The following is a 26,524-nucleotide window of genomic DNA, read 5'->3' on the forward strand; positions in this document are numbered from 1 at the left end:
GGATTCAGATGAAAAAACGATATATCGCGCTCGGCTTAGTCGCAGGTGCTGTCATGAGTTCTGCCTTCACTGCGAAGCCAGCGATTTATACGATTCGCAATATTTTATTTAAAATTCCAGTCGACCCACGTTCAAAAACATATACAGTACGTAACGTACACGTAGAAACAAATAAAACTTACGATTCTGCTTACGCAAACAATACATATGATCTCTACACACCGGAAAATCCAAATGATGCGCCACTCATTGCATGGGTACATGGCGGCGGCTTTATTGGCGGAGATAAAGTAGAAGTCGCTGCTTTTGCAACGGCACTTGCCCACGAAGGCTATCGCGTTGCTGTGATGAACTACGCGCTCGTACCACAAGCAAAATATCCAGTCCCCGTCGTACAAGTGAGTGATTTTTTACGTACGTTAAACGAAAAAGACATTATACTCGCAGGTGACTCAGCCGGGGCTCATATCGCGAGTCAATGGCTACTGACACAAACGAATCCAGATTATACATTTATCGACGTCCCACGATTATCGATTGATGTACACGGCGCATTGCTTTATTGCGGACCTTACGACGCGCTCGGTATCGTCAACAATGCCTCTTCTCCACTTATTCGAAGCGCCTTTCATTACATTGGCTGGGGCTATTTCGGTAGTAAAAAATGGGCCACTGGCGATGCACTCGCACCAACAACAATCGCAAACTACGTCACAGCGCAGTTCCCACCTGCTTATATTACAGATGGCAATAAATTGTCATTCGAAGAACAAGGAAAAGCACTCGCACAAGCGTTAGCGGCGCAAAACATCTACGTGAAAACACGCTTTTTCGAGCCGGCTGTTGAAACATTCCATGAATATCAATTTATGATGGATACCGAACCAGCCAAACTTGCATTACAAGATACACTCGATTTTTTAAGCACGATCCAACAATGACGTATTCACTTTAGTTCGTAAAAAAAGCAATAGACACTGATAATATCAGCATCTATTGCTTTTTTGTATGAAATCGAATGTTAAATGTTTTAGGAATGATGGAACTACTTCACTTAAAAATGTGATTCTTCCCGCTTCTCATTCAATCATTGTTCTAATAATTGCTTCACTTCTTTTACTACTAATAATACACAATACGTTGGATACAAATAAACATTGAAAATACAAAGATACCTATCAAAAGCCAACCAGCCATTTTTCTATTCTTCTTGAACTCTTGTATCCCTAGCAAAAGCAGTGTTAATCCTAAAAATAAAATTATATATGCTCCTAATTGAAAATCTTTTGTGAATAATCCATAACCTGCAAGTATTAAAGTAATTATTGAAAATACAACTTGAAGAGCTTTTAACATCGTAAAGTCCTCCTTATGCCCTTTTTACACCTCATTGGTGAACATTAATAACAAGATGATTGTTTTTTTATTTTTTATAATTTTTCTCTAACCGATATATTATATTAAATAATCCGCCAAGAGCGATTCCTACAATCACCATAATGCCTACTTCTTCTAAATATGTAACTAAACCTAAACTAATGATGATTCCTAACATGAAAAATACAATGATTCTTAAGTTGTTCATATCGTATAATTTTCTCCCTTTTGAAAATGTAAATACCGATTCTTAATTTACATCCCCTAAATAATTGTGTGTACACAAAAGTAACGATTATTTTAAACGTTCCTCGTTTTATTTCTTATTTTATTGCCATATTTTCGAATATCTTCATCTACTAGATGTGTAAAACCATCAAATACTTCTGCTTTTTCATCAAAAATATATGCAAATATTTTATCCCCCATATCAATCGTTAACTTCATATCTCACATTTATGATGTTACATATCATCACCTCAGTATATTTTATACCCATATTACACCATTTTTACAATTTATAGTTCGCCATAAACAGTTATTTAGCTTATTTTTAATGTAATGAGTTCGTTTTAACATAGAGTAAGGAGGTCGTTAGATGAGCGCTAAGCAGTGGAAAGTAGGCATCTTTTTATTTCATGAAGTAGAAGTGTTAGATTTTGCAGGGCCTTTTGAAGTTTTTTCAGTTACAACATTACTAGACGGTCATAAACCATTTATTGTACATACAGTTTCGGAACATGGAGACCTTATTTCTGATCGAAATGGATTAAAAGTACAACCCGATTTTTGTTTTACCAACATTCCTGAAGTTGATATGTTAATTATTCCTGGTGGCTATGGTGCAGAAGAAATCCATAACGAAAACGTATTACGATGGTTGCAGACACAAAATACAAAAGTAGACATCCTTGCTTCTGTTTGTACAGGTGCACTTTTATTAGCAAAAGCAGGTGTACTAAATGGATTGAAAGCTACGACACATTGGATGGATACTCATCGTTTAGAAAACGAATTTCCGACCGTATCCGTACAACGAAATGTTAAATTCATAGAGGAAGGGCATATACTCATTTCAGGAGGCATATCAGCAGGTATCAATATGGCCTTTCACCTAGTTGCTAGAATTTGCGGAAAGACCGTCGCCAATGAAACTACTAAAAGAACGGAATACGATATTGTACTGTAGGACTTTAAGAATGAGCTTACACAATCAGAATGTAATGACGACGACCAAACTTCAACGTGATATCAATCAATAAAAATGAACAATAAAAACGAGCACGTCTACACGTACTCGTTTCGAGTGGGCAGAGACTATTGTTTCTGCTCTTTTTCTTTTTCAATATCTTTCATAATCGATTCACCTTCGATATCGACATTTGGCAAGATTTTGTCTAACCATTTTGGCATGTACCAAGCGGCTTTACCCATTAAGAGCATTACGGCTGGCACGATCATCATTCGGACGATAAAGGCATCGAATAATACCCCAAATGCGAGCGCAAGACCGATTACTTTTGTCATCGGATCATCGGCCATCATAAAGCCTGTAAAGACGACAATCATAATGAGACCGGCCGCCGTAACGACACCGCCTGAATCACGAACGCCCGCAAGCACAGCTTGACGTGCATTGCCTGTATGAGAGTAAGCTTCACGCATACGACTCACTAGGAACACTTCGTAGTCCATCGCAAGGCCGAATAAAATACCGATTGTTAAAATTGGTAAGAAGTTTAAAATTGGACTTGATGTCGCAAAACCGAATGCTTCATACCAGTTACCATCTTGGACAACCCATGTTACGAAGCCAAGCGTTGCTGCAAGTGATAGGACGAAACCGAATACCGCTTTTAATGGTACTAAAATTGAACGGAAAACAATAACGAAAATGAAGAACGCAAGACCGATAATAACGGCTGCAAACACCGGAATCGCATCTGCTAATTTTTCAGAGATGTCGATGTTCATTGCAGTTGTCCCTGTAACGTTCAATTTCATGCCATCGTAATCAGCGTTACGAATTTTGTGTACTAACTCAATCGTTTCATCATCATTCGGACCTGTTTTCGGATTTAACGTAATGACTGCCATTTCGCCAGATTCTTTCGGCACGACGTTCGTAATGTAATCGACATTTTTCATGTCACTTAAATCTTTTTGAAGGCCTTCTAGTTTTGATAGCACTTCCCCATCTTTATCCGTTGCTTCTGCAACGACGACAAGTTGTGCATGGTACCCTTCACCGTACGCTTCTTTTAATAAATCGTAAGAATCACGTTGGTCTGTACCTTCTTCATAAAAACTATCATCTGGTAAACCGAGTTCCATATGTGCAAGTGGACTCGCAATAACACCTAATAAAATGATACCGCCAAGCGCAAATACGACTGGCATTTTACCAAGTGCTTTCGCCCAACCTTGCATCGCTTTACCAGAAAACTTCACGCGATCTGTGAAACGTTCTGCTTTTGTGCGTTGACGATTCACAGGCGGTACGATTTTTTTACCGAGCATCGCAAGTACAGCTGGCACGACGATGACCGCAATTAAAATAGCCATCAGTACAGTTAATGCTGCTGTATAACCCATCATTGATAAGAATGGAATTTTCGGAATTGATAAAAATACTAAGGCGATAATAACGGTTACCCCTGCAAATACAACTGCTGTACCGGCAGTACCTGTCGCAATCGCAATCGACTGTTTAATCGAGTAACCTTTTTCATATTCTTGACGGAAGCGTGAAATAATAAATAAAGCATAGTCGATTCCTACCGCAAGACCGAGCATTGCAGATAGCGATAAACAAACGAATGAAATCGATGTAAAGTTTGTGGCCAGTAAAATACCTAATAAGCCAATACTTAAACCCGCTCCGGCTGTGACAATCGGCATTCCGGCTAAAATAAGTGAACCGAATGTGAAGAATAGGATGATGAAAGCCACGCCGACACCAATTATTTCAGTTGTCGCTTCTGTTTCTACTGGATAAAGTTCTGTTTCAGAAGAATATAATTCCGTTTGAATATCTTCGTCCGCTGTCACATGCAGTAATGCACGTAAATCATCAACTTGCTCAAACGTAATGTCTTTTGATGGTTTATCATACATCGCCATCGCATAACCAATCGTTTGGTCTTTGTTATAATTTTTCATCATATCTGGTGTATAAACTTGCTCCACACCATCTAATTTTTCAACTTTTTTCACGAGTTTAGCGATATTTTTTTGCATATCACTGTCTAACAATGTTTTCCCATCTGGTGCCTTGAACACAATTTGTATTTGTGCACCGGCTTTACCAACTTCAGGGAAATCTTTTTCAAGCATTTCAATCGTTTTTTGTGCAGGTGTGCCTGGAATCGACATATCATCGTCAAAATCAAACCACATTGTCGCTACGAGAATCCCCATTGCAACAAGGACACCGATTGCTGCAAATACAACCGTTTTCGCGTGTTCTGCCGCCCAAAAACCGAGCTTGTATAAACCTTTTGCCACTGTTGTACCTCCTCTAATTCTTTAGTATTTATCGTACAATAATTTGTGCACAAAAAAAACGTACATTCAGTATGTACGTTCGGGCACATTTAAATGTACGATTTCTCCATTGCAACGACGATTGCTTGCGCACGTGTTTTGACGCCCAATTTGCTGTAAATTGTTGTCAAATAAGACTTTACAGTACGTTCCGCCACATGCATTTCCATCGCAATTTCACTATTTTTCAAGCCACGTGCAAGTGCCTTTAATACGACCAATTCTTTATCGGTAAATAATTTTGGCGCATGTTTTTCTGCTTGCGCCTCCATTAACAACTGCAACATATCTGGCTGCAACAACGTCTCCCCTCGAATTGCCGCATCAATCGTCGCAAACAATTTCTCACGTCCTGTATCTTTCAATAAATAACTAGACGCACCAAGTGATACCGCTTCTGCGAGTAACGCCTTTTCTTTATACGTCGTTAAAATAATAATCGGAACCGTCATACCGATATTTTGAAGCTTTTTCATCAAATTTAGCCCATCTAAAATCGGCATATTTAAATCTAATAAGATGACGTCTGGTGTCACCGTTTGTAAAATGTCTAACGCCTGTTGACCATTTTCAGCTTCTCCGACAACTTCATAGCGTTCTTCTGTTTCTAAAATAAGTCGAATACCTTCTCGTACGATTAAATGATCATCGACAATCATAATGTTTACCATGAAAATCCTTCTTTCTATAACGGAATGACAATTGACAATACTGTACCACTTTCATTTCGAATTTGCCATGTACCATTTAAAAGAGCCACGCGCTCACCAATGCCCATGAGACCATAATGACCCGGGCGCTGTAAGTCTTTCGACAATGCGATACCAATGCCATTGTCATGCATGACGATATGCAATGCCGCATCGTGTACCTCCATCGTAACGATCATTTTTGTTGCGTCCGCATGTTTATGCGCATTCGTCATTACTTCTTTCACGATTGATAACACATGCGCTTGTATTGGCGGGGTAACATTCACATCTGCAATGTCCGTCTCAACGTGCAATCCATATTGATGCGCTAAATGATGTAGCTCTGTTTCTATCGTTTGGCGAAATGATGCCGTTGATTCCGACATGCGTAAATCGTCAATAACATGTCGCGCTTCAACGAGCGTTTGTTTCGCTTGTTCTTTCGCTGAGCGAATAATCGTATCCACTTTATCATAGTTTTGTTTTTGTAAATGAGCTTCACTCGCCTCTAACTTTAAAATTAGTCCGACGATTTGCTGCGCTAAGTTATCGTGTAAATCGCGTGCCATACGTTGACGTTCATTTTGAAGCGTCAATTCACGAATACGTTTATTGGCCTGTTGTAGTTCTAAATTTTCCGCTTCTTGTTCGCTAAACAATGATAAAATTGCATGTGCAAATACGAACAGCATGACGACTAAAAATAGAAGCAGCCAAATATATTTTCCATGAAAAAAGTACAACATTAATGCAAAATAGACGATAAAATAGGTCGCAAAAATAGCAATACGCGACCATTTTTGATGATAATAAAACACACCTTGAATGACAAAAAGTGGTGCGACACCGAGCAAAATAACTGGGGACGCACCCGGCACGACAAACGCACAGCTTAACATAAGCGTTGCTTGCACGATAAAATAAAGCAGTCGAAAACGCGATAATAAGTAATTAGAAAACCAGTGAAATGCTGAATACACTGTAATTAATACGATACATGTAATCATTTGCATAATATTCATTTGAACGACGTCATGTAACAGCAAAACACCGATTAATACGATGCCATTTACTAACGTAATCGGTAAACGCGCTTTCATCGTATCGTATTGTAATTTATTAAAGTAGTGGAAACTATTCATAGACCTCATCCTTCAATTTCATCTGTTAGCAGTATATCATATGTTTTTATATAGACTAGTGTGCTCAATTTTATTATAAATAAGTGCTAAAAATTGCACATGCGAACAAATGTTTGGTATACTATTTTTAAGCATTTTTGATTGTAAAAGAGGTGTTCATTTTGAAACGTTTATGGTCTTTTATTGAAATGGCGTTGATCGTACTATTAGAGCGTCGTTTTGCAAAAAAATTTTTAAAAACAACTTATCATGTAGATTTAACAGTACAAATATATGTTTCAAAACGTATTTTAAAAGCGGGTACGCTCGGAATGTTTGTGATGGAAAATGGGACAGAGCCTGCTTATATCGCCATCGATGAAACGTTAGCGACTTTTAAGCGTCGCGCTATTTTCCGCACAGTGTTGATTCATGAGCTCGTGCATTATGCATTATTTGTGCAACGCTTGCCATATGAAGATGGGACGCCACTCTTCCAGCAAGAAGTCGTCAAACATGGTAGCTTACCGACCGGTGGCATCGTGTATGAAGATGGCGAGTTTTCAATGTTGAAATCGTCATAACAAAAGCCGAATCGCTCCGCTGCGATTCGGCTTTTTACGTTCATTTAAATTCAATAGGTCCTTTGTTCATCTCAAAATGTCCGTCTGCATAAAGCATCGGTGAGCGTTCGGTGCCTGACTTTGAATAACTTTCGACATGGCTAATTTGAATATTATGTTCTTCGCTTAAATCAATTTTGGCAATCGCCACCCAATAAGCAAAATTGTTTTTTTGAAACAATCCACTCGTAATTCGTTGCCCAAGTTGATTGTCGACGACCGCTTGCGCTTTCATTTTTTTAAAGCTCCCGATGCCATTGCTAACGGCACTATACGCCGCGATTAATACATACTTTACTTTCGATGGTTGGTGAATGACAATCGTCTCTTGTCCTGCAGTACGACTATCACCATCAAGTGTCATATAAGGTGCTTTGTTTGCCTCACCCATATGTCGATAATATACTTTGCCGGTCGTGCCATCTTGTAATACGTAAAAGGCATACAAATCTAAATCTCTACGCGGATTCGCCCATTCTAATTTTGCGACAATTTTTTCTGATTTCGCAATTGAAATACTTTGCTTTTTATCCAAGCTGACGTTCATTTTTTGAATGTTAATGGGCTTTGTTGCTGGTGCGATAGGTTCTGCCGGTGCATCATCAATAATTTCTAACCCATAATTTTCACAAAGCGCCTGCAAACCGCCATTAAATCCACTCGCAATCGCTGTAAATTTCCATGCACCTTGATGACGATACACTTCCCCGACGACGATAGCTGTTTCTTGCGCTAAATCTTCCCCAAATTGATACATGTATTGGTCACCAATCGTCAGTGTTAATGTATCAACCTCTCGGAATTGTAACTGTTTCGTTTCTCCTTCGTGAATCGTCAACGTAATCGCAATCCGATCAATCGTCGGTGGTACATTTGGCAAATCAATCGTAATCGTCCCGTCTTCATCAGAAGTTTTATGATAATGGACAGCATGGTCTGGACTATCCGGCTGACTATAAAAAATAAAATGCTCATCTTGCATACAACGCCCTTGTTGTAATAAAAATGCTGACACATCTACATCCATTTGCTTTTTCGGCTTAGACCACTTCACCGTAAATGGCACGATGCCCTCTTGTAACGCTACCTTTTGCCCTCGTAACAATGACATATACAATCCTCCTATATAAAAAAGCTGCAACTAAGTTACAGCCCTCTCTATTTACGCATCATCTTTAATAAAACCAATCCGTTTCGGTGGGACTTCTGGATCTGGGTCGGCTTTTTTCACCGCCATTAATAAAAAGCTAATTTGTGAAACGTGTTGGACGAGCTCGATTCGATTACCACTTTCCGTTTGTCCATGGAAATGAATCAAACTCGGATTGTAATAGCCGATGCCGCTAATATTAAATTGTACAGTTTGCCCGAAGTTTACGAGTTTCACCCCAATTTCATGCGCTTCATCTAGTTCACTTTCAAAGTCTGCAATCATTTCCATAATACGTTTATGAAATTCACTCGCTAGATTTTGATCTACTTCCGGCTGTTGCATGACGGCCGCTTTTGCCTGCTCTGTCGGTTTATTAATCATGTCCATGAAAACACCTCCGCTTTCTTCTCTCATACCCCCGTAATACAGAAAAAAACAAAAAAGCCACCGAAGTGACTTTTTTATAACAAGGCTTATTGCTTTTGAATGCCGCCTTCAGGATCTAGTTCTTCTTTTTGTTCGTTGTCGAAATCAAGTGGAGAATTCGATGATGATGAAGCTTCATCTGCTTGTTTCGCAACTTCATCTTTTACTTCATCTTTCAAATCTGTCACATCGCTTTTTAAGCCCTGTGCTGATTCTTTTACTTCGTTTAGTTTATCAGAAACGTTGTCTTTATTCGTTAAATCCGATACTTTACCTTTCGCATCGTTGAACATAGACATTGCTTTTTCACGGTTTTCTGGTTTACGTAAGTATGAAACTGCACCTACTACAAGTGCGCCAATCAGTGCTTTCCCCGCTTTGCTATTATTTGCCATATTAAAATCCTCCCTTTTTTACGTACTCTAATATAAAGATTACCCTGTTTTTGGAAAATTAACCCTCGATTTCTATAAAAAATGTATAATCAATGTAATACATATTGAGGAGGTACTTTTATGACAAAAATCGCTCTTATTACAGGTGCATCATCGGGCATCGGTGGTGAAAGACACGACTAGATGAAATATGGATTGTCGCGCGTCGTGCACAACAATTATCTGAAGTTGCCGCACAAATCGATATTCCAGTTCGTCAATTTGCGATTGACTTAACGACAGAGGTCGAAGCGTTAGCAACAGCGCTTGACGAAACAAAACCTTCTATTCAATGGCTTATTAATGCTGTTGGGTATGGACCAATGGGAGCAATTGGTGACTTGCCACTCGGCGTAGAAAAAGGAATGATTCGCTTAAATTGTGAGGCGCTCGTGGCAGTCACACATATCTCACTTCCATATATGACACGTGGTAGTCATATTATTCAAGTCGCGTCTATCGCTGGACTTGTGCCCCAATATAACTGGGGTGTATATGCTGCGACAAAAGCGTTTGTACACTCTTATAGTCGTACACTTCACGCAGAATTGGCACCAAAAGGTATTACTGTAACTGCACTTTGTGCTAGCCCGACAGAAACAGAATTTTTCGATGTTGCTGCACAACATGAGACGTTACCATTTTTCGAGAACTTAAAGCGCTTAGATGCTGAAACCGTTGCGATACAAGCACTACGAGATGCGAAACGTGGAAAAGCGGAATCATTACCAGGTGTGATGGCAAAATCGTTTAAAATCGTCTCAAAATTATTACCGATTGGACTCGTATTGTTCGTGATGCGTGCCCTTATAAAAAAAGAAGCAACAAAAAATAATCCACAATAAAAAAAGAACGATACAGAAAATGTTTCGTATCGTTCTTTTTTGCGTTATCTAAAAGCCGCGATCTTTATCCTTCGTCGGATCAAAACCAGTCGCATGCTCTACTGTATCGTCTTGTAGTGTATTCGTCGTATCTTTAATGTCCGCTTCTTCACGACGAACTGTTTCTGAAACCGTTTCTGTATCTTGAACTTTTCGCTTACCGACAACAATTTCTTCCGTGACAACGTCTCTTTTTGTCACTTCCACTTGTTCTTCCGTCACAGGAATATGAATGCTACCATCTTCCTCATAAGCATCTGTTTCACCTGTATGTGGATCGACCGTCGAATCTGTCGCTGCCTGATTTACAGGACGACGCTCAATAAATACTTCTTCACGTTCAACTGGAACATCAAACGTTTGCTCTTCTTCTACTACATGTTTATCAACTTGGACTTCACCCGTTTGCACGCGCTTTTTGTCGACTTCTAATTGTTCTTCATGTAGTGCTAAACGTTGCTCGTCCGTTGTATGATCACTTGTTGCATGATTATTTGTCGTACGATCTCCAACGTTCGGTGCCGTCGAATCAACGTCTAATGGTTTTGTATCATGTAGATTGTGTGCTTCTGCCCCTTGCACCGTTTCTTCATTGTTATAGCCAACTGGTTTCGTTTCATCTAGCTTTTGTTGGTCTGATAGTTGAGACGGGTCATAGCCAATTGGTTTCGTTTTGTCGAGTGTGCTGTCTAAATTTCTTGGCTCGTCTAACGTTTCATCTGCAGCACCCGATGTCGTATCATAAGCATGCCCATCACCTTCGTAATAGCGGCCGTAATCTTTATCAACATATAATAGGTATTTACCTGTGCGTAGCTCCTCATAGTAGCGGTCGCGATCTTCATGAGAAATGCCCATTTGGTCGAATTCTGGATCACGTCGTTGATCATCACCACTCATAAAGGACTTGAATTTTTCCCACCATGATCCTTCATTGTTATCATTTTTATATTCAGCAGAGCCGCGATACATTGATAACTTATCGTTCTCATTTGACACAATATACATATCTTCATCGTTATAACCTTGGTCTCGAAGGCGATCCATTTCCGCTTGCAATGTTTCTTCCGTATCGTAAATACCGTGCAGTTTATTATTACTTGTTTCCATGTTCTTCTGCCCCCAATTATTTGTTATTTGATTTGTTCATGCTATTGTTTAACTTACACAATACATATGCCTTTTTTTGATAATTTTAAACAAAAAGAACAAAAAAATATCCTTTTTACCCGTTTGAATGCTTTTTCATATAGTCAAAAATATATAGTACGTTTTAAAAAATACTCTTAAAAAAGAAAGGTTTTTTCCATTTTATGTAGAATATAAGAATATGTACGATATATTTCGAGGAGGGATTTACATGAGTAAAAAAGTGTTAATCATTGCCGGTGATGCCGTAGAAGCATTAGAAATTTATTATCCGTATTATCGTTGTTTAGAGGCTGGATACGATGTAACAATCGCAGCCCCATCAGCAAAAAAAATGCAAACAGTTTTACATGACTTTGTCGATGGCATGGATACGTATATTGAGCGTCCCGCTTACGGATTGGACGCACAAGCAGCGTTTGAAGATATCCAACCAGAAATATATGACGGCTTGATTATTCCCGGTGGTCGTGCGCCCGAATATATTCGCTTAAACGAACACGTACCGAATATCGTAAAACATTTCTTTGAAGCACAAAAACCAATTGCAGCCGTTTGCCACGCCGCACAAATTTTTGCAACGATCCCTGAAGTACTAGAAGGTCGCGAACTGACAGCGTACATCGCATGTAAACCAGAAGTGAAAGTCGCAGGCGGTACTTACATTGAAGAAAACTTACACGTTGATAAAAATCTTGTCAGTGGACATGCTTGGCCAGATCTACCAGGTTTGATGAAAGCGTTTGTGGGGTTATTAGAGAAAGCGTAGTTATTCATATATAGAAAAAAACAGTTATCGATGTTTGGAACTGATCTAAAATCTGAGACAACATAAAAAGAGAAAGACACTTTCAAGGTATAAAAACTTTGGAGGTGTTTTTTAATGGGCAAAAAATGGTCGAATTACGATAGGCTGTTCTACCATGATCATCTCTCCTCATCAATATGTATTTTTCCTATTGTACAGTAAAACACCCACAACTGCGATGTATAACAGTTGTGGGTGTTTTTGGCTATTATGGCTCTGCTTTTACCGATTGATAAATATAATGCATTTCACTTTCGTTCATAATTTTCGGCACTGGATAAAGTGGATTTGCTTCTGCCAAAGCGCGTTTCACCATTTCTGGGATATCCCGATTTTGAATACCTTCCAATTTATCAGGAATATGCATATCAGCATTTAATTGTTTAATCGCCGCAATAAATTTTATCGCACGTACTTCATCACTATCGTGATCATCACCAATATTCACGAGCGCTGCCAATTCAGCAAGCGGTTGATGAACGGTATCGCCATAAAACTCTAGCACGTACGGTAACAATACAGCATTTGCGAGCCCATGTGGAATTTGATAATATCCACCAAGTGTATGAGCAATCGCATGGACATTGCCGACGAAAGCACGCGTAAACGCAACACCTGCTAAATAAGCTGCTTTCTGCATTTGCCCACGCGCATATATATTGTCTGGGTGTTGGTACGTTTCGTATAAATGTTTAAAAATTAAGACGACCGCTTCTTTACTCGCTACAATCGTTTCGTTCGTATTACTGCGGCCAATATACGCTTCAACAGCATGTGTCAATGCGTCCATTCCTGTCGTCGCTGTTACAAACGGCGGCAATTTCACTGTTAATAACGGATCGAGTACCGCGACATGTGGAATGAGTACCGGGTCCATAATTGCATATTTCTCATGTGTTTCACTATTCGATACAACAGCCGCAACTGTAGCCTCGCTCCCTGTGCCGGAAGTCGTTGGAATCGCATAAAATGGTGGCATTTGTTTACGCACTTTCATGACACCTTTTAATTGTGGAATCGTCGCTTTCGGTCGCGCAATAAGTGCGGCAACCCCTTTTGCGCAGTCCATTGGTGAACCGCCACCAAACGCGATAATGCCCTGACATTGATGCGCATCATATCGTGCACGAGCCGCCTCAATATTATCAATCGTTGGATTTGGTACCGTTTCATCATAAAGTGTCACTTGAATATTCGCGGCGTGTAACTGTTCGATCAACGTATCGACAAACCCCGTTGACATTAGCCCTTTATCTGTCACGAGCAAAACGTTCGTTACTTGATCTTGCAAAATACGAGCCGGTAAGCGCGATAAACTATTTTTCCCCTGCAATAATTCCGGCTTACGATATGGCATCATCGTCGAAACGATTTTAAATGCGCGTTGAAAAGCGCGACAATAAGCTTTATACATCCGTTATCCTCCCTCACCCTTTTTAACCATTTTATTACATTTACCAAACAAAATCACGTATAACTCACATAAATGCGCAAAAGCCCGACCCTACTACAGAGTCGAGCTTTTCCGACGAATCCACCGCGTCATCGTAAATATGATCGCAGCGATTAGGGATAGCCAAGCAACGTACGGCCAATAAGGTGGTAAATAATGTAGCGTCACCTTATGTTGCCCTGCTGTCAGTGGCACACCGACAAACGCATAGTTCACTTTTTCAACATCTACACGTTCACCATCAATCGTGGCACGCCAGCCTTTTTCATACGGAATCGATGTTGCTAACACATCGCCTTCTTCAGCCGTAACCGTACCGTACACATCGCCATCATCCCAAGTCATTTGCGCAGCTTCCGTTCGTTGAAGTGCACGTTTTAATGTACGACCGTCTTCTTCATAAACGGCGACATCGCGGAAACGATATGTTCCTTTCGGCAACGTTACGCGAATGTGGTCATCTGCTTTTACCGCAAGTGTGAGCGTATTCGCATTCGTTCGATAAATAGAATCTGACTTTTTACGTGTCGTATAATATTCATTCGCACGTATCGCGAAGCCATCTTTATGACGAATCCCTTCAATATAAAATGTCATATATAACGTTTTTGCACGTTTAGACGGATTCACTTGCACATCTACGACACCTTCTGCCTCATCAATTTGAAGCGTTTGCTGATCCCACGAACCACCGGTAATAGCTATGTCATGGTCTAAACGTTTAACTGGTGGTGGGGAAGCTTGCCCTTCTTCGCGAATCACTCCATTTAGCATCGCATGTTCTTTTGCTAAAATAGGTGCATCTGCAAGCGCCGCTTCATCATAACTCGTTTTCGCCACGCGGAATGCTGGCAATAACTGTTTCGTTTCGTAAACGCGATATTGGTCGCTCTCTTTTACGAGTTTATAGCCGTCTGGTACAGCATCATTTGACGACGCACGCATATAAAATTGCACTTGTGATAACGCCATTAAATTGGCACGACTGCCGAGCGTACCGTAACGGCTCACACTTTCACGCGTCATATCAATTTGTAAATCGTCCCAGTAAAAGTACAACAAATGACCATTTAAAATACTTGAATAGACGCTCGTTCCGTTAAAGTTTTGAATGATTGGTGTATTATTACGCAGCGGTGCCATCCAATCAATTCTGTAATCGTCTTGATCGAGATGATTTTTCATCCAATCAACGAGCTGTTGTTGCTCAGGAGCATTGTAACGCTCAGAATCCATAAACGTTTTCGTTGCGACACCATCACCCGCTTGCGTCAACGTATAGCTAAAATAATTTGCCTGCAATAAACTCGCAATAATAATACTACCTGCAAACAATGTAGCCGACCATTTGCAAATATAAAATAGCAGAAAGAAGACAAGCCAACAAATCGTGCCAATTGCTAGTGGCCATGCGATATTATATTGCGGCGTTAACTGCTCAAAGCCAAACCACACAGCTAAAAAGGTGATGATGCCCAACAATGGACCTTTTTGATATTGCCATTGTTTCACGTTATGTAGCGCGAATGTCAACATAACACTAAAACTTAAAATAATGAGTGACTCCCAGCGCTGTTGGGGTGCAGAAAAGCCATTAAACATACTACCGACATACGGAATAAAATGCCCAACGAGTCCGAGTACGGCGATTATTGCAAACAAACGGTATGTACGCACACGATACAAGTGACGAATGAAAAATAAAATAAAAATAAAGACAGGTAACCATAAAACGCGTGGGTTCATAAGAATATCGTCATTGATATCGAGCCATTCAATCGGATCTTGAAATGGTGGACGCACATTATTTAAAAAACTTTGCGCGGCAGGAATGAACGCAAATAGCGACATGCAAGCACCGAGCAAGCCAAAGCCGATGTACCGAAGCAATTGTCCTTTTTTTGTCTGTTCATTTTCTGACAAACGATAAAAGAGACGAATGACGATGTAAATGCCGCCAATCAGTAACGTCATATACGCTAAATAAAAATTACTAATCATCACCGCAGCGACAGCGAGCGTAAACAGCGTACTCGATTCACGGCGAATAATTTTTTCAATGCCTAATAGTAGAAGCGGTAACCAAAACATTTCATCCGTTAAAATGTCCCAATATAGTTCATGACGGAAAAAAAATGGACTGACCGCATAAAAAACGGCCGCTACATACGCTGCTTTCGGCATATTGGAAACTTTCCGTAAAAATAAAAAGGCAATATACATAATAGCGGTTTGCTTAACGATACTCATCGGTAACACGAGTGCTAACCAATAATTCACATCAATCGTAAGTGGTACGACTTGTGACACGAGCCACGTGCCGGCAACCCATGGCAAGAAAAATAAGTTCGTTGAAAAATAATACGCGAGTGAGCTAAAGAAATCGCCACCGAGCCCGAAATCTGCCGCATAGAAAAAATCACCCGTTGCATATTTTTCATAAATAAATTGTTTAAATGGAAGCATTTGCGATAGCCCATCATTAATCCCTTTCATATACGAACCGTTCGTACTACTAATGATGAAAAAGAGATGGGCACATAAAGAAAGAACCATCATACTGAAAAGCATGATGGCTTGAGCATACTTACGCCTTTGAAACACGAATAATCCTCCTCGTAACAACGAATGTAATCGGTACGCTAATCACGACCGTCGCGATTGGTGCTAAATATGGCGACCAGTGTAGCCAGTCGACAAATATGTACATACACGTCGTTTGAATTGCAATATTTGTCAATTGTGTTATCGGAAATAGTAAAAACGATTTCCACGATGGCTTTTCTTTATACGTAAAATAAACGTTTAAAAAATAAGAGCCTATCATACTTAACACGATGGCACCGATATGGCTCACTAAATATGGCCAATGAAACAGTGCATAAAACAATACGTACCACGCATAATAATGTCCGGTGTTGATCACACCGACAATAATAAATTTGATATATTCATTTCTCGTATTCATTTAGCTACTCTTCTTCTTCTTGACATGTAGCGCACGTTTTTCAAAGTTCACAATTTTCATCGAACGGTTCACATTCGTTTCGCCAACGATGTAATGTGGGCGACGTTTCACTTCATTATAAATGTGACCGATATATTCGCCGATGACGCCGAGGCTGACGAGTTGCAAGCCACCTAAAATCATGACTGCGCTAATCGTCGTAAAGTAGCCAGGTACGCTCACACCTTGAATGAAAATCATTGTGAGCATCGTTGCGACGTAAAGCATACCACCGAGCATCGACAAAATGCCTAAATATAAGCAAAATCGAAGCGGCTTCGTATTAAACGATAAAATGCCATCAATCGCATATGACAATAACATGCTAAACGACCATTTCGTTTCGCCGTATTGACGCTCGACATTTTCATAATAAATGTTTTTCTTCGATAAACCGATCCACTCAAATAGCCCTTTTGAAAAGCGATTGTTTTCACTAAGTGATAATAAAGCATTGACCGCTTTACGACTTAGCAAGCGGAAATCGCCCGCACCATTTTCAAGTTCTACAGAGCTTAATTTGTTGATTGCTTTATAAAACAGATTTTTAATCCCTCGTAACATCGGATTTTCACCTTGACGATCACGACATGCGACGACTTGATGATACCCCGCTTCGTACCCTTTTAACATTTCGTGAATAAGAGATGGTGGGTGTTGCAAATCACTATCCATAATAATGATTGCATCTCCACACGCATGTTGCAGCCCCGCATATAACGCCGCTTCTTTCCCGAAGTTACGAGAAAATGAAATGAATTTGACACGACAATCTTGATCTTGTAATGATTTAATCTCCGCTAACGTACGGTCTTTACTCCCGTCGTCAATGTAGACAATTTCGTAATCGTACGCTAGCTGTTGGACTTCTTGATGAATCGCGTCGTAAATCTTTTGCACGTTGGCTTCTTCATTGTAAGCCGGCAAAATAAATGAAACGATAGACATGATACTTCCCCCTTAAAGCCTAGAGCAAATTGTGCTCATGTTTCTATTATATGTATTACCCTTAAGGTAAATGTACAAACATAGGACTATCATATGACAAACGTAAATAGGCAGCCTTGAAAATGGCATGTATACTTGTAATAGAAACTGTTAAAAGAAAGCTGGTTAACATATGAAAATCATTTGTTTCGGTGACAGCATTACACGCGGTGTCACATTACAAGGAACACGCCTCCGCATCGTGAAAGGCACTTTCCCTAAATTACTCCAACAACACTTCGAAAACATTGAAATCATTAACAAAGGTGTCTTCAATGATAATTCCTTTTCTCTATTAGAACGCTTCAACAAACATATAGTTTCAGAAAATCCAAATATTGTATTTATTGAAATTGGTGGCAATGATTGCGTATTCGATTGGCAAGCTGTAGCAAACAGCCCGTTAGACGAACATACGGCAACCGTCCCACTAAATACGTTCATTGAAAATGTAACACAAATTTGTCGAAATATTCAAAACATACATGTGCAACCTGTCTTACTCGCACTTCCTCCGTTAGACGCTGCACGTTACTATACATATTTAACAACGTTATTTGGCAACGACATTAGTCACTGGATTTGCCGTACAGGTGGTATTAGCGAATGGCACGGTCGCTACAACGAAGCGCTAATCAAAATAAGCGACACGCTACACGTACCGATGATTGATACGCGCACACCATTTTTCGCACATCCAATTGACAACGTTATTTCAAACGATGGCATTCACCCAACAGCAGAAGGGTATGCCCTAATGGCAGAGACGATTACCAAAGCCGTTCCTGCATTAATCGAAGCATATGCGATGAAACATAAAAAAAAGCCGCGCTTAGCGTGGCTTTTACTTTTTCACTAACATTAAATTGTCGAGCGTCGTCTGGCCACCTTTTGAAAGTGGCACACGATAACGAATCGTAAAGTCACTTTTTTGTGCGCAAATCTGTCCAGTACGCATACAACGATAACCACCTGACACTTTAGCACGTCTAAATAAATCTCGTAAAATACGACGATATAGCGACGGTTGCTCTTTTTTCCACACCGTAAGCGACATGTCCGCGAGTTGATGCGGTGCAAGTTCCATACGCAACAATTCATGATCTACACATTTGCGGAAATAATATTCGTTATAGTTAAAATAAATTTGAGCAAAACGGTGCGTTTTCCAATAGTCGTTTAAATAATTTGTCTTCGCACGCTGACTGAGGTCTTGTGTCAAAATATGTTGCGCAATACGCGTGATGTCAACATCTTGGCGTTCCGTAAAATATAGCAATGTAGGCATCGTTTCATATTGTGCATAGTAGCGCACTAAATCAACGATGTCTTGCAGTTCTACACTAGGCACTTGATAATTACCGCTAAAACATTCGTGCATTAATGTCTGTGCAATCGCCCGAACGACACGATGTTCTGGATAATCAGTCAATGGATATTGGGCACATACTTGCGGCAAACGTTCTCGCATTTTTGCATAGCCCTCGCGCAAATGCGCATAAACAAGCACTTCTACGCGCTCTTCTCGTTGTGGCATCGCATACGCAAAAGCATACACACCAATCGGCACGCTTTCTGAAAATGTCACGTGCGTTAAACGTTCAGGATCAATTGCCTTGTCTAAATCATGCGCAATATTAGCAATCAATTGTGCTGAAATAAGTGCCGTCGTCGCTTCTCGTTGATGACAAACTGCCTCGTTGAATAAGTCAGGACCTTCGACGAGTCGCTGAGATTGTGCCCAAGCGATATGTGTTGCCCATTCATCAATAAAACTGACAACGTAGGCTTTTGACGTCCCCCCTGCCGCTTTCCCACGAAGCGCGCGCCCAATCATTTGCGTCATTAAAATACTTGAAGTCGTTGGACGTGCTAAAAAGACCGTTTGCACATCAGGGAAATCCGCGCCTTCTGTCAAAATATTGACGTTAATCAGCACTTCTAATGCCCCTGCACGAAACTTTTCAATCGTTTGCTGTTGCGCTTTCGGTTGACTAGAAATGACGACACCACATCTTACACCGCGTCGTTCAAATAGCTCGGCTAAAACGAGCGCATGTGTCTGATTAATCGCAAACACAATCGTTTTTTGATACGTTTTTCTCTCTCGCATATACGTATCGATAATGACATGATTTCGCTGTTGATGTGTCGCTAATTGTTTGGCAATTGGCGCTGGCAACTGATCGAGCGATTCTATCTGCTTGGCATCTATCGTCTCTTCAATGACGACATCAGTTTTTAAATCCCGAAAAATCGGCTCTGCTAACATACCTGCTGAAATTAACGTTTTCAAGTCACGTTTAAATAAAATATCTTGTGGAAAGACTTGTTTCAATGAACCCGCTTCATCTTCACTCGTACGATAAGGCGTCGCTGTCAATCCGAGCACAGTACAATTCGCTGATGCCTTTCGAATATGTAGCAACAGCTCTCGGTACGTCCGTGCTGCCGCATGATGCGCTTCATCGACAATGACAATGACATGCTGATGCGCACACCATGTCAATAATGCACGTTGATTGTATACACTATCTTTACTCGCAATGACGAGTTGTTCCGTCGTCAGTCCTTTAATCGACTGATGTTTCCCAGAAATGAGGCGATATGAAATCGGTGCATGCTTTGCATAACGCGCTGTTCGTTGAAATGTACGAAGCGCTTGCTCAAGCAATTCATGCCGATGCGCTAACCATAAAACACGTGTCCCTTTTAATAAATGTGGCATGACCCATTCTACCGCTGTCGTCGTTTTGCCACCACCAGTCGGTAAAACGAGCAATCCACGCATGCGTGACATTTGTTGATACGCACGTTCAATCGTTTCAATCGCTTCTTGTTGAAATGCATACAGTGGATATGTACGACGTTGTCCATCACATAAGAGCGCATGCTTCGGCTTCTCTACTTGCGCGACGTCTTCTACTAATGCGAAAACGAGCGTCCCATCTGGGTCAATATCTTTCCAGCTAGACACGCCCTTTGGCAACACAAATTGAAGCCCATATTGTTTAACATGACGTTCTACCGTCGTCACTAATTTTTGTGAGCGCGCTTTATAACCTAGCTTTCGCAGAAACGTTCGACATTTGAGTTGCGTTTGTTTTCGTTGCGTCTGTATCGCTTTTGTTTTTAATTGTTGAATGACATGTTGAATCGTTGTACTTTCCATCTGCCTGCCCTCTCCGAATGTTTGTTCTCCTATGTATTATACCAAAAGCTATCGCTGTTTTTCTCGTATCGAATTTGCTATATTGATTTTACAAAAAAGAAAGTAGAGGTGTGTCTATTGCAAATGGTGCTCGCACTCATTTTATTTTTAGTCATTTTAATTGCACTCGTATATTATTTGTTCATCCTTGTCAGACGCACTTTACGACTCGTCTGGCCGACAGCGTCATCGAAAAAACGACGAATCATGACACTCATACTCACCGTACTACTCATTGCACCTATTTTTGATTTCACCAACCCGTGGCTCATCGTCATTTTGCATATCGCCGCATTCGCGCTACTTTGCGACCTCTTCTATATGCTCACGAAAAAGTGGCACACTGAGCGTTTACGAAAACTACATCATAGTAATGTACTACCAATTTTCCTCACGATTGTGACACTCATTTACGGTTACTATAATATGCATCACGTCATACAAACGAATTATACCGTTGAAACGACGAAGCCGATTCGTGATGAAGGCTATAAAATTGCCTTTATTTCCGACTTACATATGGGGCTAACGCTCGATCGCGCGGCGTTAACGGAAGCTGTTCATCGCGTCAACCGCGCAAAACCAGATATTGTCGTATTAGGTGGAGACCTCGTAGATGAACGTACGACACAAGCTGAAATGGAAACAGCGTTCGATGTACTCGGAAAACTTCAAAGTACGTACGGCACGTATTACGTATATGGCAATCATGACGAATCAAAATATTTAAAAGAAAGCGAACGAAACTACACGAAAGCTGAGCTAGATCAAGCAATTACAAAAAACAATATTCGTATTTTAGACGATACAACTGCAAAAATTACCGATGACTTTACGTTAATCGGTCGTAAAGATATTTCGCTCGCCCCACGTCAAGATTTAAGCGCATTACTCACAGATGTAAAAGACACGAATTTTCTATTTGTCGCCGATCACCAGCCTGTAGATGTCGATGAAAATAAATCACTCAACATTGACTTATTAATGTCTGGCCATACACACGGCGGACAAATTTGGCCAGGTGGTTTATTGATTAAATTGATGGGCACAGTTAGCTATGGTTACCGTAGTTACGACCATTTACAACAAATCGTTTCTTCAGGCATTGCCGGTTGGGGTTATCCGATTCGTACAGAAAAACACGCTGAATATGTGATTGTCGATGTGAAACGAAAATGATGAAAGGTTAGGATTTCCTAGCCTTTTTTTATTTTTTGTAAACATGTATACAAATAAACAAGTAAAAAAAGAGAACACCGAAGTGTCCTCTTTTGTATATTAAGCTTTCGCTTTTAATGCTTCAATTGCTGCTTGTACTTGTTCTTCTGATAAGTTGTGACGCACGATGTATCGGTTACGAGGGTGCGTCGTACATTCGATCGTACAGCCGCCTAAATGTGCTGCTTCATTTTCTTCAGAAGCTAAAATTTGCTTGTTACATTCAGGGTTTGCACAATTAATGTAGCGTTCACAAGGTGTACCATCGTAATGGTCACGACCGACAACGACGTGTTCTACTTGGTTAATCGGAACTGTTAAACGCTCATCAAATACGTACATTTGACCGTCCCATAATTGACCTTTTGTCGTTTCGTCTTTACCGTAAGTTGCAACACCACCGTGTAATTGACCAACGTCGCCGAAGCCTTCACGTTTCATCCAACCTGAGAATTTTTCACAACGAATACCACCTGTGCAGTACGTCAACACGTTTTTCCCTTCAAATAGGTGACGGTTTTCACGTACCCATTCTGGTGTATCACGGAACGTTTGAACGTCTGGACGAATCGCGCCACGGAAGTGACCGACATCATATTCATACGTGTTACGCACGTCTAATACGACCGTATCTTCACGTTGCATCTCTTTTAAGAAATCTTCAGGAGAAAGATGACGACCTGTTAATTCGTTCGGATTGACGTCTTCTTCAAGACCTAAGTTTACAAGCTCTGGACGAGGACGCACGTGCATTTTTTTGAACGCGTGGCCGTCGTGTGGATCAATTTTGAAAACGATGCCTTCGAATAAAGGATCTGCTTTCATCATATCCATATATGCTTCTGTTTGTTCAACCGTACCTGAAACAGTACCGTTAATGCCTTCGTTGGCAACTAAAATACGACCCTTTAAGCCGATTTCTTTACACGCTGCTAAGTGATCCGCTGAAAATACTTCAGGATCCTCGATCGTTGTGTAGTGATAATATAATAAAACTTGATAATTCATTTCGTTTTTTCCGCCTATCTTAATATATTTGCAGGATATAATAAGATACTGTGTATAATGCAGTATAAATTTTAGAATAGCGCTGCATTCCCGATTGTACGTGTTTTCGTCTAGAAAAGCAAAGTATTTTATACGAGAACGACTGAAGTATCAACATATTTATACTTCAAAGTAGGAATCTAATAGAGCTATTAAACATAAGAAACCTCTCAAAAATGCACGTTAATAAGTGACGAATATATTTTCATTACTTTAAACATGCATCGTTTTTATCCAAAAACTGATAAATTTATTAAATACTTTTTTTATAAATATTGCTAGGATTAAAAGTGGACAACTAATAATGTGAATTAAAAGAAAGATGCAGACAATTTGCATCTCCTTTTTGAATATTAAATGTAAAAAAATACAATATTTAAAGTTAAATGGATATTAATATGGAATTTTATTCAGAAATGAGGAACATTATGAAAAGTAGAAAAAATCAAGATTTATTCGCTATATCAGTAGCTATTTTCATTTCAATATTTTTATTTCTAAAATTTATCAGTTTCTTTGTATTTCTTTTAGGGGCTCTCCTACTCCTCATAGGATACCGAACAAATAAAAAAAATACGGAAAGAAACAAAAAACGAATGGCTCCTAAAATTTTAATGATTTTCGGTGTTATTTTAGCTTTTGGTGGTTGCAGTGGAATGTTTGGAGATGATGAAGATACAGCAGAACGAGATCAAAGTAAAACTGTCACTGCTAATGATGAGGATAAAAAAGTACAACAATTTACTGCTGTAACACCTCAGCGAAAAAAAGAAGAAAAGCAAAGTGTGCAGCTCTTAAAAGTTATCGATGGCGACACAATAAGAATCTTATATAAAGGTAAAAAAGAGACATTAAATTATCTTTTGATTAATACACCAGATATAAATAAGGCTTGTTCACAGCCTTATGCAAACAATGCTTATAAAAGGAATAAGGAATTCATTATAGGAAAAAATCTACAAATAAAATTTGAACAAGACCATAAAAAAAGAGATGAAACTGGTGCTCTAATCGCTTATGTATTCGCTGATAACGAATTAGTTCAAAAAGCGTTACTGGATAAAGGATATGCCACCCTAACTGCTGTAGATAACGTATCCTATGAATATTTAGATGTCTTACAAGATGCAGAAAACAATGCGAAAGACCAAGCAATTAATATTTGGTCTGAAAACAATTATGTGCAAAATAATAAATTCAAAAAATGTAAGCTAGCTAAAAAGGTACAAAATACTTCTGATCAGAAAAAAGATGATAATTCAACAAAAACACAGATCCAAGGACAAAATAACAACGAAGCGACTGAACAAAAAGCAACACCATCACAACCAACGTATTTCTCTAATTGCACAGAATTAAGAGCTGTATATCCAAATGGAGTTTCTGCTGCCCACCCCGCTTATCAAGCTAAAATGGATAGAGATAAAGATGGCACAGCTTGTGAAGCATATTAAATATTAGATGCAGTCAATGTAAATTCTCACTATCTAAAAATAGTGGATTCAGATTATATTAGTCTCAACCTAAGTTTTAAAAAGTACTCTATTATCGGAGTACTTTTTTTATTCGTAATTTCCTTTAAAAAGATATTTACTTCATCTATATGTTATTGTCTTTTATACCATCATTTTCTCTTTATTTTTTATACATACCAAATAATATATAAAAATTCCATTTATATCATATTTTTATATAAAAAGACCTATTTTTATTACATACATATTTAGGGAATATTGTTAGAATAAAGATAAATATTACTTAGGAGGTACACAACATTGAAAAAATTATTGTTTGCAGCACCGTTAGCCCTATCCCTAGCATTAGCAGGTTGTGGTGAAACAGCTGTTGAAGATGTAACAGATAGTAAAAGTAGCGCTTCAAAAGAAAGTGCTGAAAAGAAAGAAACAAAAGATGAAAATAAAATTTATAAAGTCGGTGATACGGTTAAAGTAGATGGCGTAGAAATCACAATCACAAAAGCTGCTTTCACACCACCAGCAGAGTATTCCGAGCCACAGAACGGAAAAATACTTACTTTAGATGTGAAAGTCGTCAATACAAATAAAGATTCTTCTTATATAGATGAAACAGATTTTAATTTATACGACTTAGAAGGTAACCAATTTGAAAGCTACTTTGGCTACGATAAGATGGCCATTAGCGCAGATTTAAATGCAGGCAAGCAAAAGAAAGGCAATCTTTACTACGATGTATCTGAAGAAAAAGCATATGAGTTAGTATATGCACCAGCATTTAGTTGGGACAATAAAGAAGTAAAATGGAAAATTAAAGTTCAATAAAAAATGTAGGAGGAACAAATAATTATGAAAATTTGGGTAGCAGTTTTAGCCATCTTAGGCGGTTTAAGTGGTCTAGCTAGTGGATTTTTAGTAACGGCATTCGGTGTTGGATTTAGTGAAAATGAAATGGCTGATAGTGGTGCAGCTGTATTCTGGGTTTCTTTCTTCTCGATTTTCTTTGGTTTCCTAGCATGGAAATTCCCTAAAATTTCTGGCGCTCTATTATTAGTATGTGCGGTATATGGATTTATCGAAAACGGTCTATTCTTTACAATTGCATTTATCTTCTTATTTATCGCTGGTATTTTAGCATTTTTCATTAAGAAAAAAGGTGCCAATGTAGCACAGTCAAAAGCAACAGCTTAATCAGTGAGGTCGTAAACAAATGTTTGCGGCCTTTTTTATTTTATGATTGTTTATTGAATAACATTTATAATAATCAAGTTAAGTGCAGAGATAAGGCTAATACTTCCTTACATATAGTGTCAATACGACATAAACTTCTGCCTTCTAATTTTTTAAATTGGAGGTGAAACTATGTATAAGGAAGATCGTTTGCCACAAAACGCCAAAGAAGGTATCCTTTTCATACTAATCATTTCGTTTATTCCGGTAAACACGATTGCCCCACTTATTATGGGCTTTGAAAATAGATTCTCGGGTGAAAATTATGTAGAAACGTTAAAGATTATACCGATCATGTGGATTATCGTCATGTTACTTGTTAACTTTGTTGCAGGTCCAATCGTTGGAAAAGTGATGCCAAAGTTCGTCGGTCAAACAGATTGCTTTAATGCACGCGTATTATTAAATACTGTATTAAACGTTACTGTGTTATCTATTACGCTAATGATTATTGGCACATGGATCGGTACAAACTCATTTGATTTAACGCCGTTTAAAAACTTTTTACACACGTGGCCGCGCAACTTCGGGACAGCATTTTGGATTGAAATTCTTATTGCTCAGCCGATTGCACGCTTTGTAATGAAAAAAATGCACAAACAGCAAAACAATACACAAATCAATGCATAATACTTTAAGACACATGAAATTCCCATGTGTCTTTTTTTAAAAAATTATATACC

Annotated in this window: 26 protein-coding genes; 11 read left to right on the top strand and 15 right to left on the bottom strand. The window is 39.3% G+C overall.

Going from position 1 to position 26,524, the window contains the following annotated elements; all coding sequences use genetic code 11:
* Window positions 1-941 (top strand): alpha/beta hydrolase (locus KMHG_RS09510; RefSeq protein WP_084761470.1); only part of this gene is annotated, 941 nt, incomplete at its 5' end.
* A 181-nt stretch (window positions 942-1,122) separates the two neighbouring features.
* Here the strand turns inward: KMHG_RS09510 and KMHG_RS09515 are convergent.
* Together KMHG_RS09515 and KMHG_RS19430 are read right to left on the bottom strand one after the other, a co-directional pair.
* Window positions 1,123-1,356 (bottom strand): DUF3953 domain-containing protein, encoded by a 234-nt coding sequence (locus KMHG_RS09515; protein WP_010289029.1) that lies wholly within the window; start codon window positions 1,354-1,356, stop codon window positions 1,123-1,125.
* Window positions 1,357-1,423: 67 nt separating this feature from the next.
* Complete coding sequence (locus KMHG_RS19430) at window positions 1,424-1,585, bottom strand: hypothetical protein (protein ID WP_187116279.1); 162 nt, start codon at window positions 1,583-1,585, stop codon at window positions 1,424-1,426.
* 390 nt (window positions 1,586-1,975) lie between these two features.
* Here KMHG_RS19430 and KMHG_RS09530 point away from each other — a divergent pair, with 390 nt between their 5' ends.
* The gene (locus KMHG_RS09530; protein ID WP_010289030.1) at window positions 1,976-2,566 is read left to right on the top strand and encodes a DJ-1/PfpI family protein; all 591 of its coding nucleotides are present in this window, start codon (window positions 1,976-1,978) and stop codon (window positions 2,564-2,566) included.
* A 128-nt stretch (window positions 2,567-2,694) separates the two neighbouring features.
* Here the strand turns inward: KMHG_RS09530 and KMHG_RS17655 are convergent, their stop codons facing one another.
* The 3 genes from KMHG_RS17655 to KMHG_RS09545 form a co-directional block, all read right to left on the bottom strand.
* A complete protein-coding gene (locus KMHG_RS17655; protein ID WP_010289031.1) occupies window positions 2,695-4,884 on the bottom strand; it encodes an MMPL family transporter in 2,190 nt (729 codons plus the stop codon).
* 89 nt (window positions 4,885-4,973) lie between these two features.
* The gene (locus tag KMHG_RS09540; protein WP_010289032.1) at window positions 4,974-5,594 is read right to left on the bottom strand and encodes a response regulator transcription factor; all 621 of its coding nucleotides are present in this window, start codon (window positions 5,592-5,594) and stop codon (window positions 4,974-4,976) included.
* Between the two features lie 14 nt (window positions 5,595-5,608).
* Window positions 5,609-6,757: a sensor histidine kinase gene (locus tag KMHG_RS09545; protein WP_010289036.1), complete on the bottom strand. Its 1,149-nt coding sequence runs from the start codon at window positions 6,755-6,757 to the stop codon at window positions 5,609-5,611.
* 161 nt (window positions 6,758-6,918) lie between these two features.
* Between KMHG_RS09545 and KMHG_RS18395 the strand changes: the two genes are divergently transcribed.
* Complete coding sequence (locus tag KMHG_RS18395) at window positions 6,919-7,320, top strand: SprT family zinc-dependent metalloprotease (protein ID WP_010289038.1); 402 nt, start codon at window positions 6,919-6,921, stop codon at window positions 7,318-7,320.
* A 40-nt stretch (window positions 7,321-7,360) separates the two neighbouring features.
* Here KMHG_RS18395 and KMHG_RS09555 read toward each other — a convergent pair whose 3' ends face one another.
* The 3 genes from KMHG_RS09555 to KMHG_RS09565 form a co-directional block, all read right to left on the bottom strand.
* Window positions 7,361-8,470, bottom strand: a complete 1,110-nt coding sequence (locus KMHG_RS09555; protein ID WP_010289039.1) for a TerD family protein — start codon at window positions 8,468-8,470, stop codon at window positions 7,361-7,363.
* 51 nt (window positions 8,471-8,521) lie between these two features.
* Window positions 8,522-8,899 (bottom strand): DUF6173 family protein, encoded by a 378-nt coding sequence (locus KMHG_RS09560; RefSeq protein ID WP_010289040.1) that lies wholly within the window; start codon window positions 8,897-8,899, stop codon window positions 8,522-8,524.
* An 86-nt stretch (window positions 8,900-8,985) separates the two neighbouring features.
* Complete coding sequence (locus KMHG_RS09565; protein ID WP_010289042.1) at window positions 8,986-9,333, bottom strand: YtxH domain-containing protein; 348 nt, start codon at window positions 9,331-9,333, stop codon at window positions 8,986-8,988.
* A 194-nt stretch (window positions 9,334-9,527) separates the two neighbouring features.
* Between KMHG_RS09565 and KMHG_RS17665 the strand changes: the two genes are divergently transcribed.
* Window positions 9,528-10,217: an SDR family NAD(P)-dependent oxidoreductase gene (locus KMHG_RS17665; protein ID WP_261797378.1), complete on the top strand. Its 690-nt coding sequence runs from the start codon at window positions 9,528-9,530 to the stop codon at window positions 10,215-10,217.
* A gap of 48 nt (window positions 10,218-10,265) precedes the next feature.
* On the opposite strand, the gene KMHG_RS09575 is transcribed toward KMHG_RS17665, so the two are convergent.
* Window positions 10,266-11,366 carry a DUF2382 domain-containing protein gene (locus tag KMHG_RS09575; RefSeq protein WP_010289045.1) on the bottom strand — a complete coding sequence of 367 codons (1,101 nt, stop codon included), beginning with the start codon at window positions 11,364-11,366 and terminating at the stop codon, window positions 10,266-10,268.
* A 250-nt stretch (window positions 11,367-11,616) separates the two neighbouring features.
* Between KMHG_RS09575 and KMHG_RS09580 the strand changes: the two genes are divergently transcribed.
* Window positions 11,617-12,174, top strand: coding sequence for a DJ-1/PfpI family protein (locus KMHG_RS09580; RefSeq protein ID WP_010289047.1), 558 nt, complete (start codon window positions 11,617-11,619; stop codon window positions 12,172-12,174).
* Window positions 12,175-12,421: 247 nt separating this feature from the next.
* On the opposite strand, the gene KMHG_RS09585 is transcribed toward KMHG_RS09580, so the two are convergent.
* The 4 genes from KMHG_RS09585 to KMHG_RS09600 form a co-directional block, all read right to left on the bottom strand.
* On the bottom strand, window positions 12,422-13,627 hold the full coding sequence (locus tag KMHG_RS09585) for an iron-containing alcohol dehydrogenase (protein ID WP_010289049.1): 1,206 nt from the start codon (window positions 13,625-13,627) through the stop codon (window positions 12,422-12,424).
* 93 nt (window positions 13,628-13,720) lie between these two features.
* A complete protein-coding gene (locus KMHG_RS09590) occupies window positions 13,721-16,270 on the bottom strand; it encodes a YfhO family protein (RefSeq protein ID WP_010289050.1) in 2,550 nt (849 codons plus the stop codon).
* Window positions 16,254-16,634 (bottom strand): GtrA family protein, encoded by a 381-nt coding sequence (locus KMHG_RS09595; RefSeq protein WP_010289051.1) that lies wholly within the window; start codon window positions 16,632-16,634, stop codon window positions 16,254-16,256. The genes KMHG_RS09590 and KMHG_RS09595 overlap by 17 nt, the downstream gene beginning before the upstream one ends.
* On the bottom strand, window positions 16,635-17,621 hold the full coding sequence (locus KMHG_RS09600; RefSeq protein ID WP_010289052.1) for a glycosyltransferase family 2 protein: 987 nt from the start codon (window positions 17,619-17,621) through the stop codon (window positions 16,635-16,637). It lies immediately after the preceding gene.
* Between the two features lie 172 nt (window positions 17,622-17,793).
* On the opposite strand from KMHG_RS09600, the gene KMHG_RS09605 reads away from it, so the two are divergent.
* The gene (locus tag KMHG_RS09605) at window positions 17,794-18,519 is read left to right on the top strand and encodes an SGNH/GDSL hydrolase family protein (protein WP_010289053.1); all 726 of its coding nucleotides are present in this window, start codon (window positions 17,794-17,796) and stop codon (window positions 18,517-18,519) included.
* On the opposite strand, the gene KMHG_RS09610 is transcribed toward KMHG_RS09605, so the two are convergent.
* Entirely contained in the window at window positions 18,505-20,832 is a 2,328-nt protein-coding gene (locus KMHG_RS09610; RefSeq protein ID WP_010289060.1) for a DEAD/DEAH box helicase family protein, read from the bottom strand. The genes KMHG_RS09605 and KMHG_RS09610 overlap by 15 nt on opposite strands.
* A gap of 123 nt (window positions 20,833-20,955) precedes the next feature.
* Here KMHG_RS09610 and KMHG_RS09615 point away from each other — a divergent pair, with 123 nt between their 5' ends.
* A complete protein-coding gene (locus KMHG_RS09615) occupies window positions 20,956-22,050 on the top strand; it encodes a metallophosphoesterase (RefSeq protein ID WP_010289062.1) in 1,095 nt (364 codons plus the stop codon).
* A 99-nt stretch (window positions 22,051-22,149) separates the two neighbouring features.
* On the opposite strand, the gene trhO is transcribed toward KMHG_RS09615, so the two are convergent.
* Complete coding sequence (trhO, locus tag KMHG_RS09620) at window positions 22,150-23,097, bottom strand: oxygen-dependent tRNA uridine(34) hydroxylase TrhO (RefSeq protein ID WP_010289064.1); 948 nt, start codon at window positions 23,095-23,097, stop codon at window positions 22,150-22,152.
* A gap of 467 nt (window positions 23,098-23,564) precedes the next feature.
* Here trhO and KMHG_RS17670 point away from each other — a divergent pair, with 467 nt between their 5' ends.
* The 4 genes from KMHG_RS17670 (at window position 23,565) to KMHG_RS09640 (ending at window position 26,471) form a co-directional block, all read left to right on the top strand.
* On the top strand, window positions 23,565-24,590 hold the full coding sequence (locus KMHG_RS17670; protein WP_010289067.1) for a thermonuclease family protein: 1,026 nt from the start codon (window positions 23,565-23,567) through the stop codon (window positions 24,588-24,590).
* 321 nt (window positions 24,591-24,911) lie between these two features.
* Window positions 24,912-25,436 (top strand): DUF4352 domain-containing protein, encoded by a 525-nt coding sequence (locus KMHG_RS09630; protein ID WP_010289068.1) that lies wholly within the window; start codon window positions 24,912-24,914, stop codon window positions 25,434-25,436.
* A 24-nt stretch (window positions 25,437-25,460) separates the two neighbouring features.
* Window positions 25,461-25,802, top strand: coding sequence for a hypothetical protein (locus KMHG_RS09635; protein WP_010289069.1), 342 nt, complete (start codon window positions 25,461-25,463; stop codon window positions 25,800-25,802).
* Between the two features lie 171 nt (window positions 25,803-25,973).
* Window positions 25,974-26,471 carry a hypothetical protein gene (locus KMHG_RS09640; RefSeq protein WP_010289070.1) on the top strand — a complete coding sequence of 166 codons (498 nt, stop codon included), beginning with the start codon at window positions 25,974-25,976 and terminating at the stop codon, window positions 26,469-26,471.
* Window positions 26,472-26,524 lie beyond the last annotated feature (53 nt).

Source organism: Kurthia massiliensis (assembly GCF_000285555.1).
GTDB classification, from domain to species: domain Bacteria; phylum Bacillota; class Bacilli; order Bacillales_A; family Planococcaceae; genus Kurthia; species Kurthia massiliensis.

Bases quoted from the DNA above. Each gene is read 5' to 3' on its own strand.
- KMHG_RS09515 (WP_010289029.1), bottom strand. From the start codon at position 1,356: ATGTTAAAAGCTCTTCAAGTTGTATTTTCAATAATTACTTTAATACTT.
- KMHG_RS19430 (WP_187116279.1), bottom strand. From the start codon at position 1,585: ATGAACAACTTAAGAATCATTGTATTTTTCATGTTAGGAATCATCATT.
- KMHG_RS09530 (WP_010289030.1), top strand. From the start codon at position 1,976: ATGAGCGCTAAGCAGTGGAAAGTAGGCATCTTTTTATTTCATGAAGTA.
- KMHG_RS09540 (WP_010289032.1), bottom strand. From the start codon at position 5,594: ATGGTAAACATTATGATTGTCGATGATCATTTAATCGTACGAGAAGGT.
- KMHG_RS09545 (WP_010289036.1), bottom strand. From the start codon at position 6,757: ATGAATAGTTTCCACTACTTTAATAAATTACAATACGATACGATGAAA.
- KMHG_RS09555 (WP_010289039.1), bottom strand. From the start codon at position 8,470: ATGTCATTGTTACGAGGGCAAAAGGTAGCGTTACAAGAGGGCATCGTG.
- KMHG_RS09560 (WP_010289040.1), bottom strand. From the start codon at position 8,899: ATGGACATGATTAATAAACCGACAGAGCAGGCAAAAGCGGCCGTCATG.
- KMHG_RS09565 (WP_010289042.1), bottom strand. From the start codon at position 9,333: ATGGCAAATAATAGCAAAGCGGGGAAAGCACTGATTGGCGCACTTGTA.
- KMHG_RS09575 (WP_010289045.1), bottom strand. From the start codon at position 11,366: ATGGAAACAAGTAATAATAAACTGCACGGTATTTACGATACGGAAGAA.
- KMHG_RS09580 (WP_010289047.1), top strand. From the start codon at position 11,617: ATGAGTAAAAAAGTGTTAATCATTGCCGGTGATGCCGTAGAAGCATTA.
- KMHG_RS09585 (WP_010289049.1), bottom strand. From the start codon at position 13,627: ATGTATAAAGCTTATTGTCGCGCTTTTCAACGCGCATTTAAAATCGTT.
- KMHG_RS09595 (WP_010289051.1), bottom strand. From the start codon at position 16,634: ATGAATACGAGAAATGAATATATCAAATTTATTATTGTCGGTGTGATC.
- KMHG_RS09600 (WP_010289052.1), bottom strand. From the start codon at position 17,621: ATGTCTATCGTTTCATTTATTTTGCCGGCTTACAATGAAGAAGCCAAC.
- KMHG_RS09605 (WP_010289053.1), top strand. From the start codon at position 17,794: ATGAAAATCATTTGTTTCGGTGACAGCATTACACGCGGTGTCACATTA.
- KMHG_RS09610 (WP_010289060.1), bottom strand. From the start codon at position 20,832: ATGGAAAGTACAACGATTCAACATGTCATTCAACAATTAAAAACAAAA.
- KMHG_RS09615 (WP_010289062.1), top strand. From the start codon at position 20,956: ATGGTGCTCGCACTCATTTTATTTTTAGTCATTTTAATTGCACTCGTA.
- trhO (WP_010289064.1), bottom strand. From the start codon at position 23,097: ATGAATTATCAAGTTTTATTATATTATCACTACACAACGATCGAGGAT.
- KMHG_RS17670 (WP_010289067.1), top strand. From the start codon at position 23,565: ATGAAAAGTAGAAAAAATCAAGATTTATTCGCTATATCAGTAGCTATT.
- KMHG_RS09635 (WP_010289069.1), top strand. From the start codon at position 25,461: ATGAAAATTTGGGTAGCAGTTTTAGCCATCTTAGGCGGTTTAAGTGGT.
- KMHG_RS09640 (WP_010289070.1), top strand. From the start codon at position 25,974: ATGTATAAGGAAGATCGTTTGCCACAAAACGCCAAAGAAGGTATCCTT.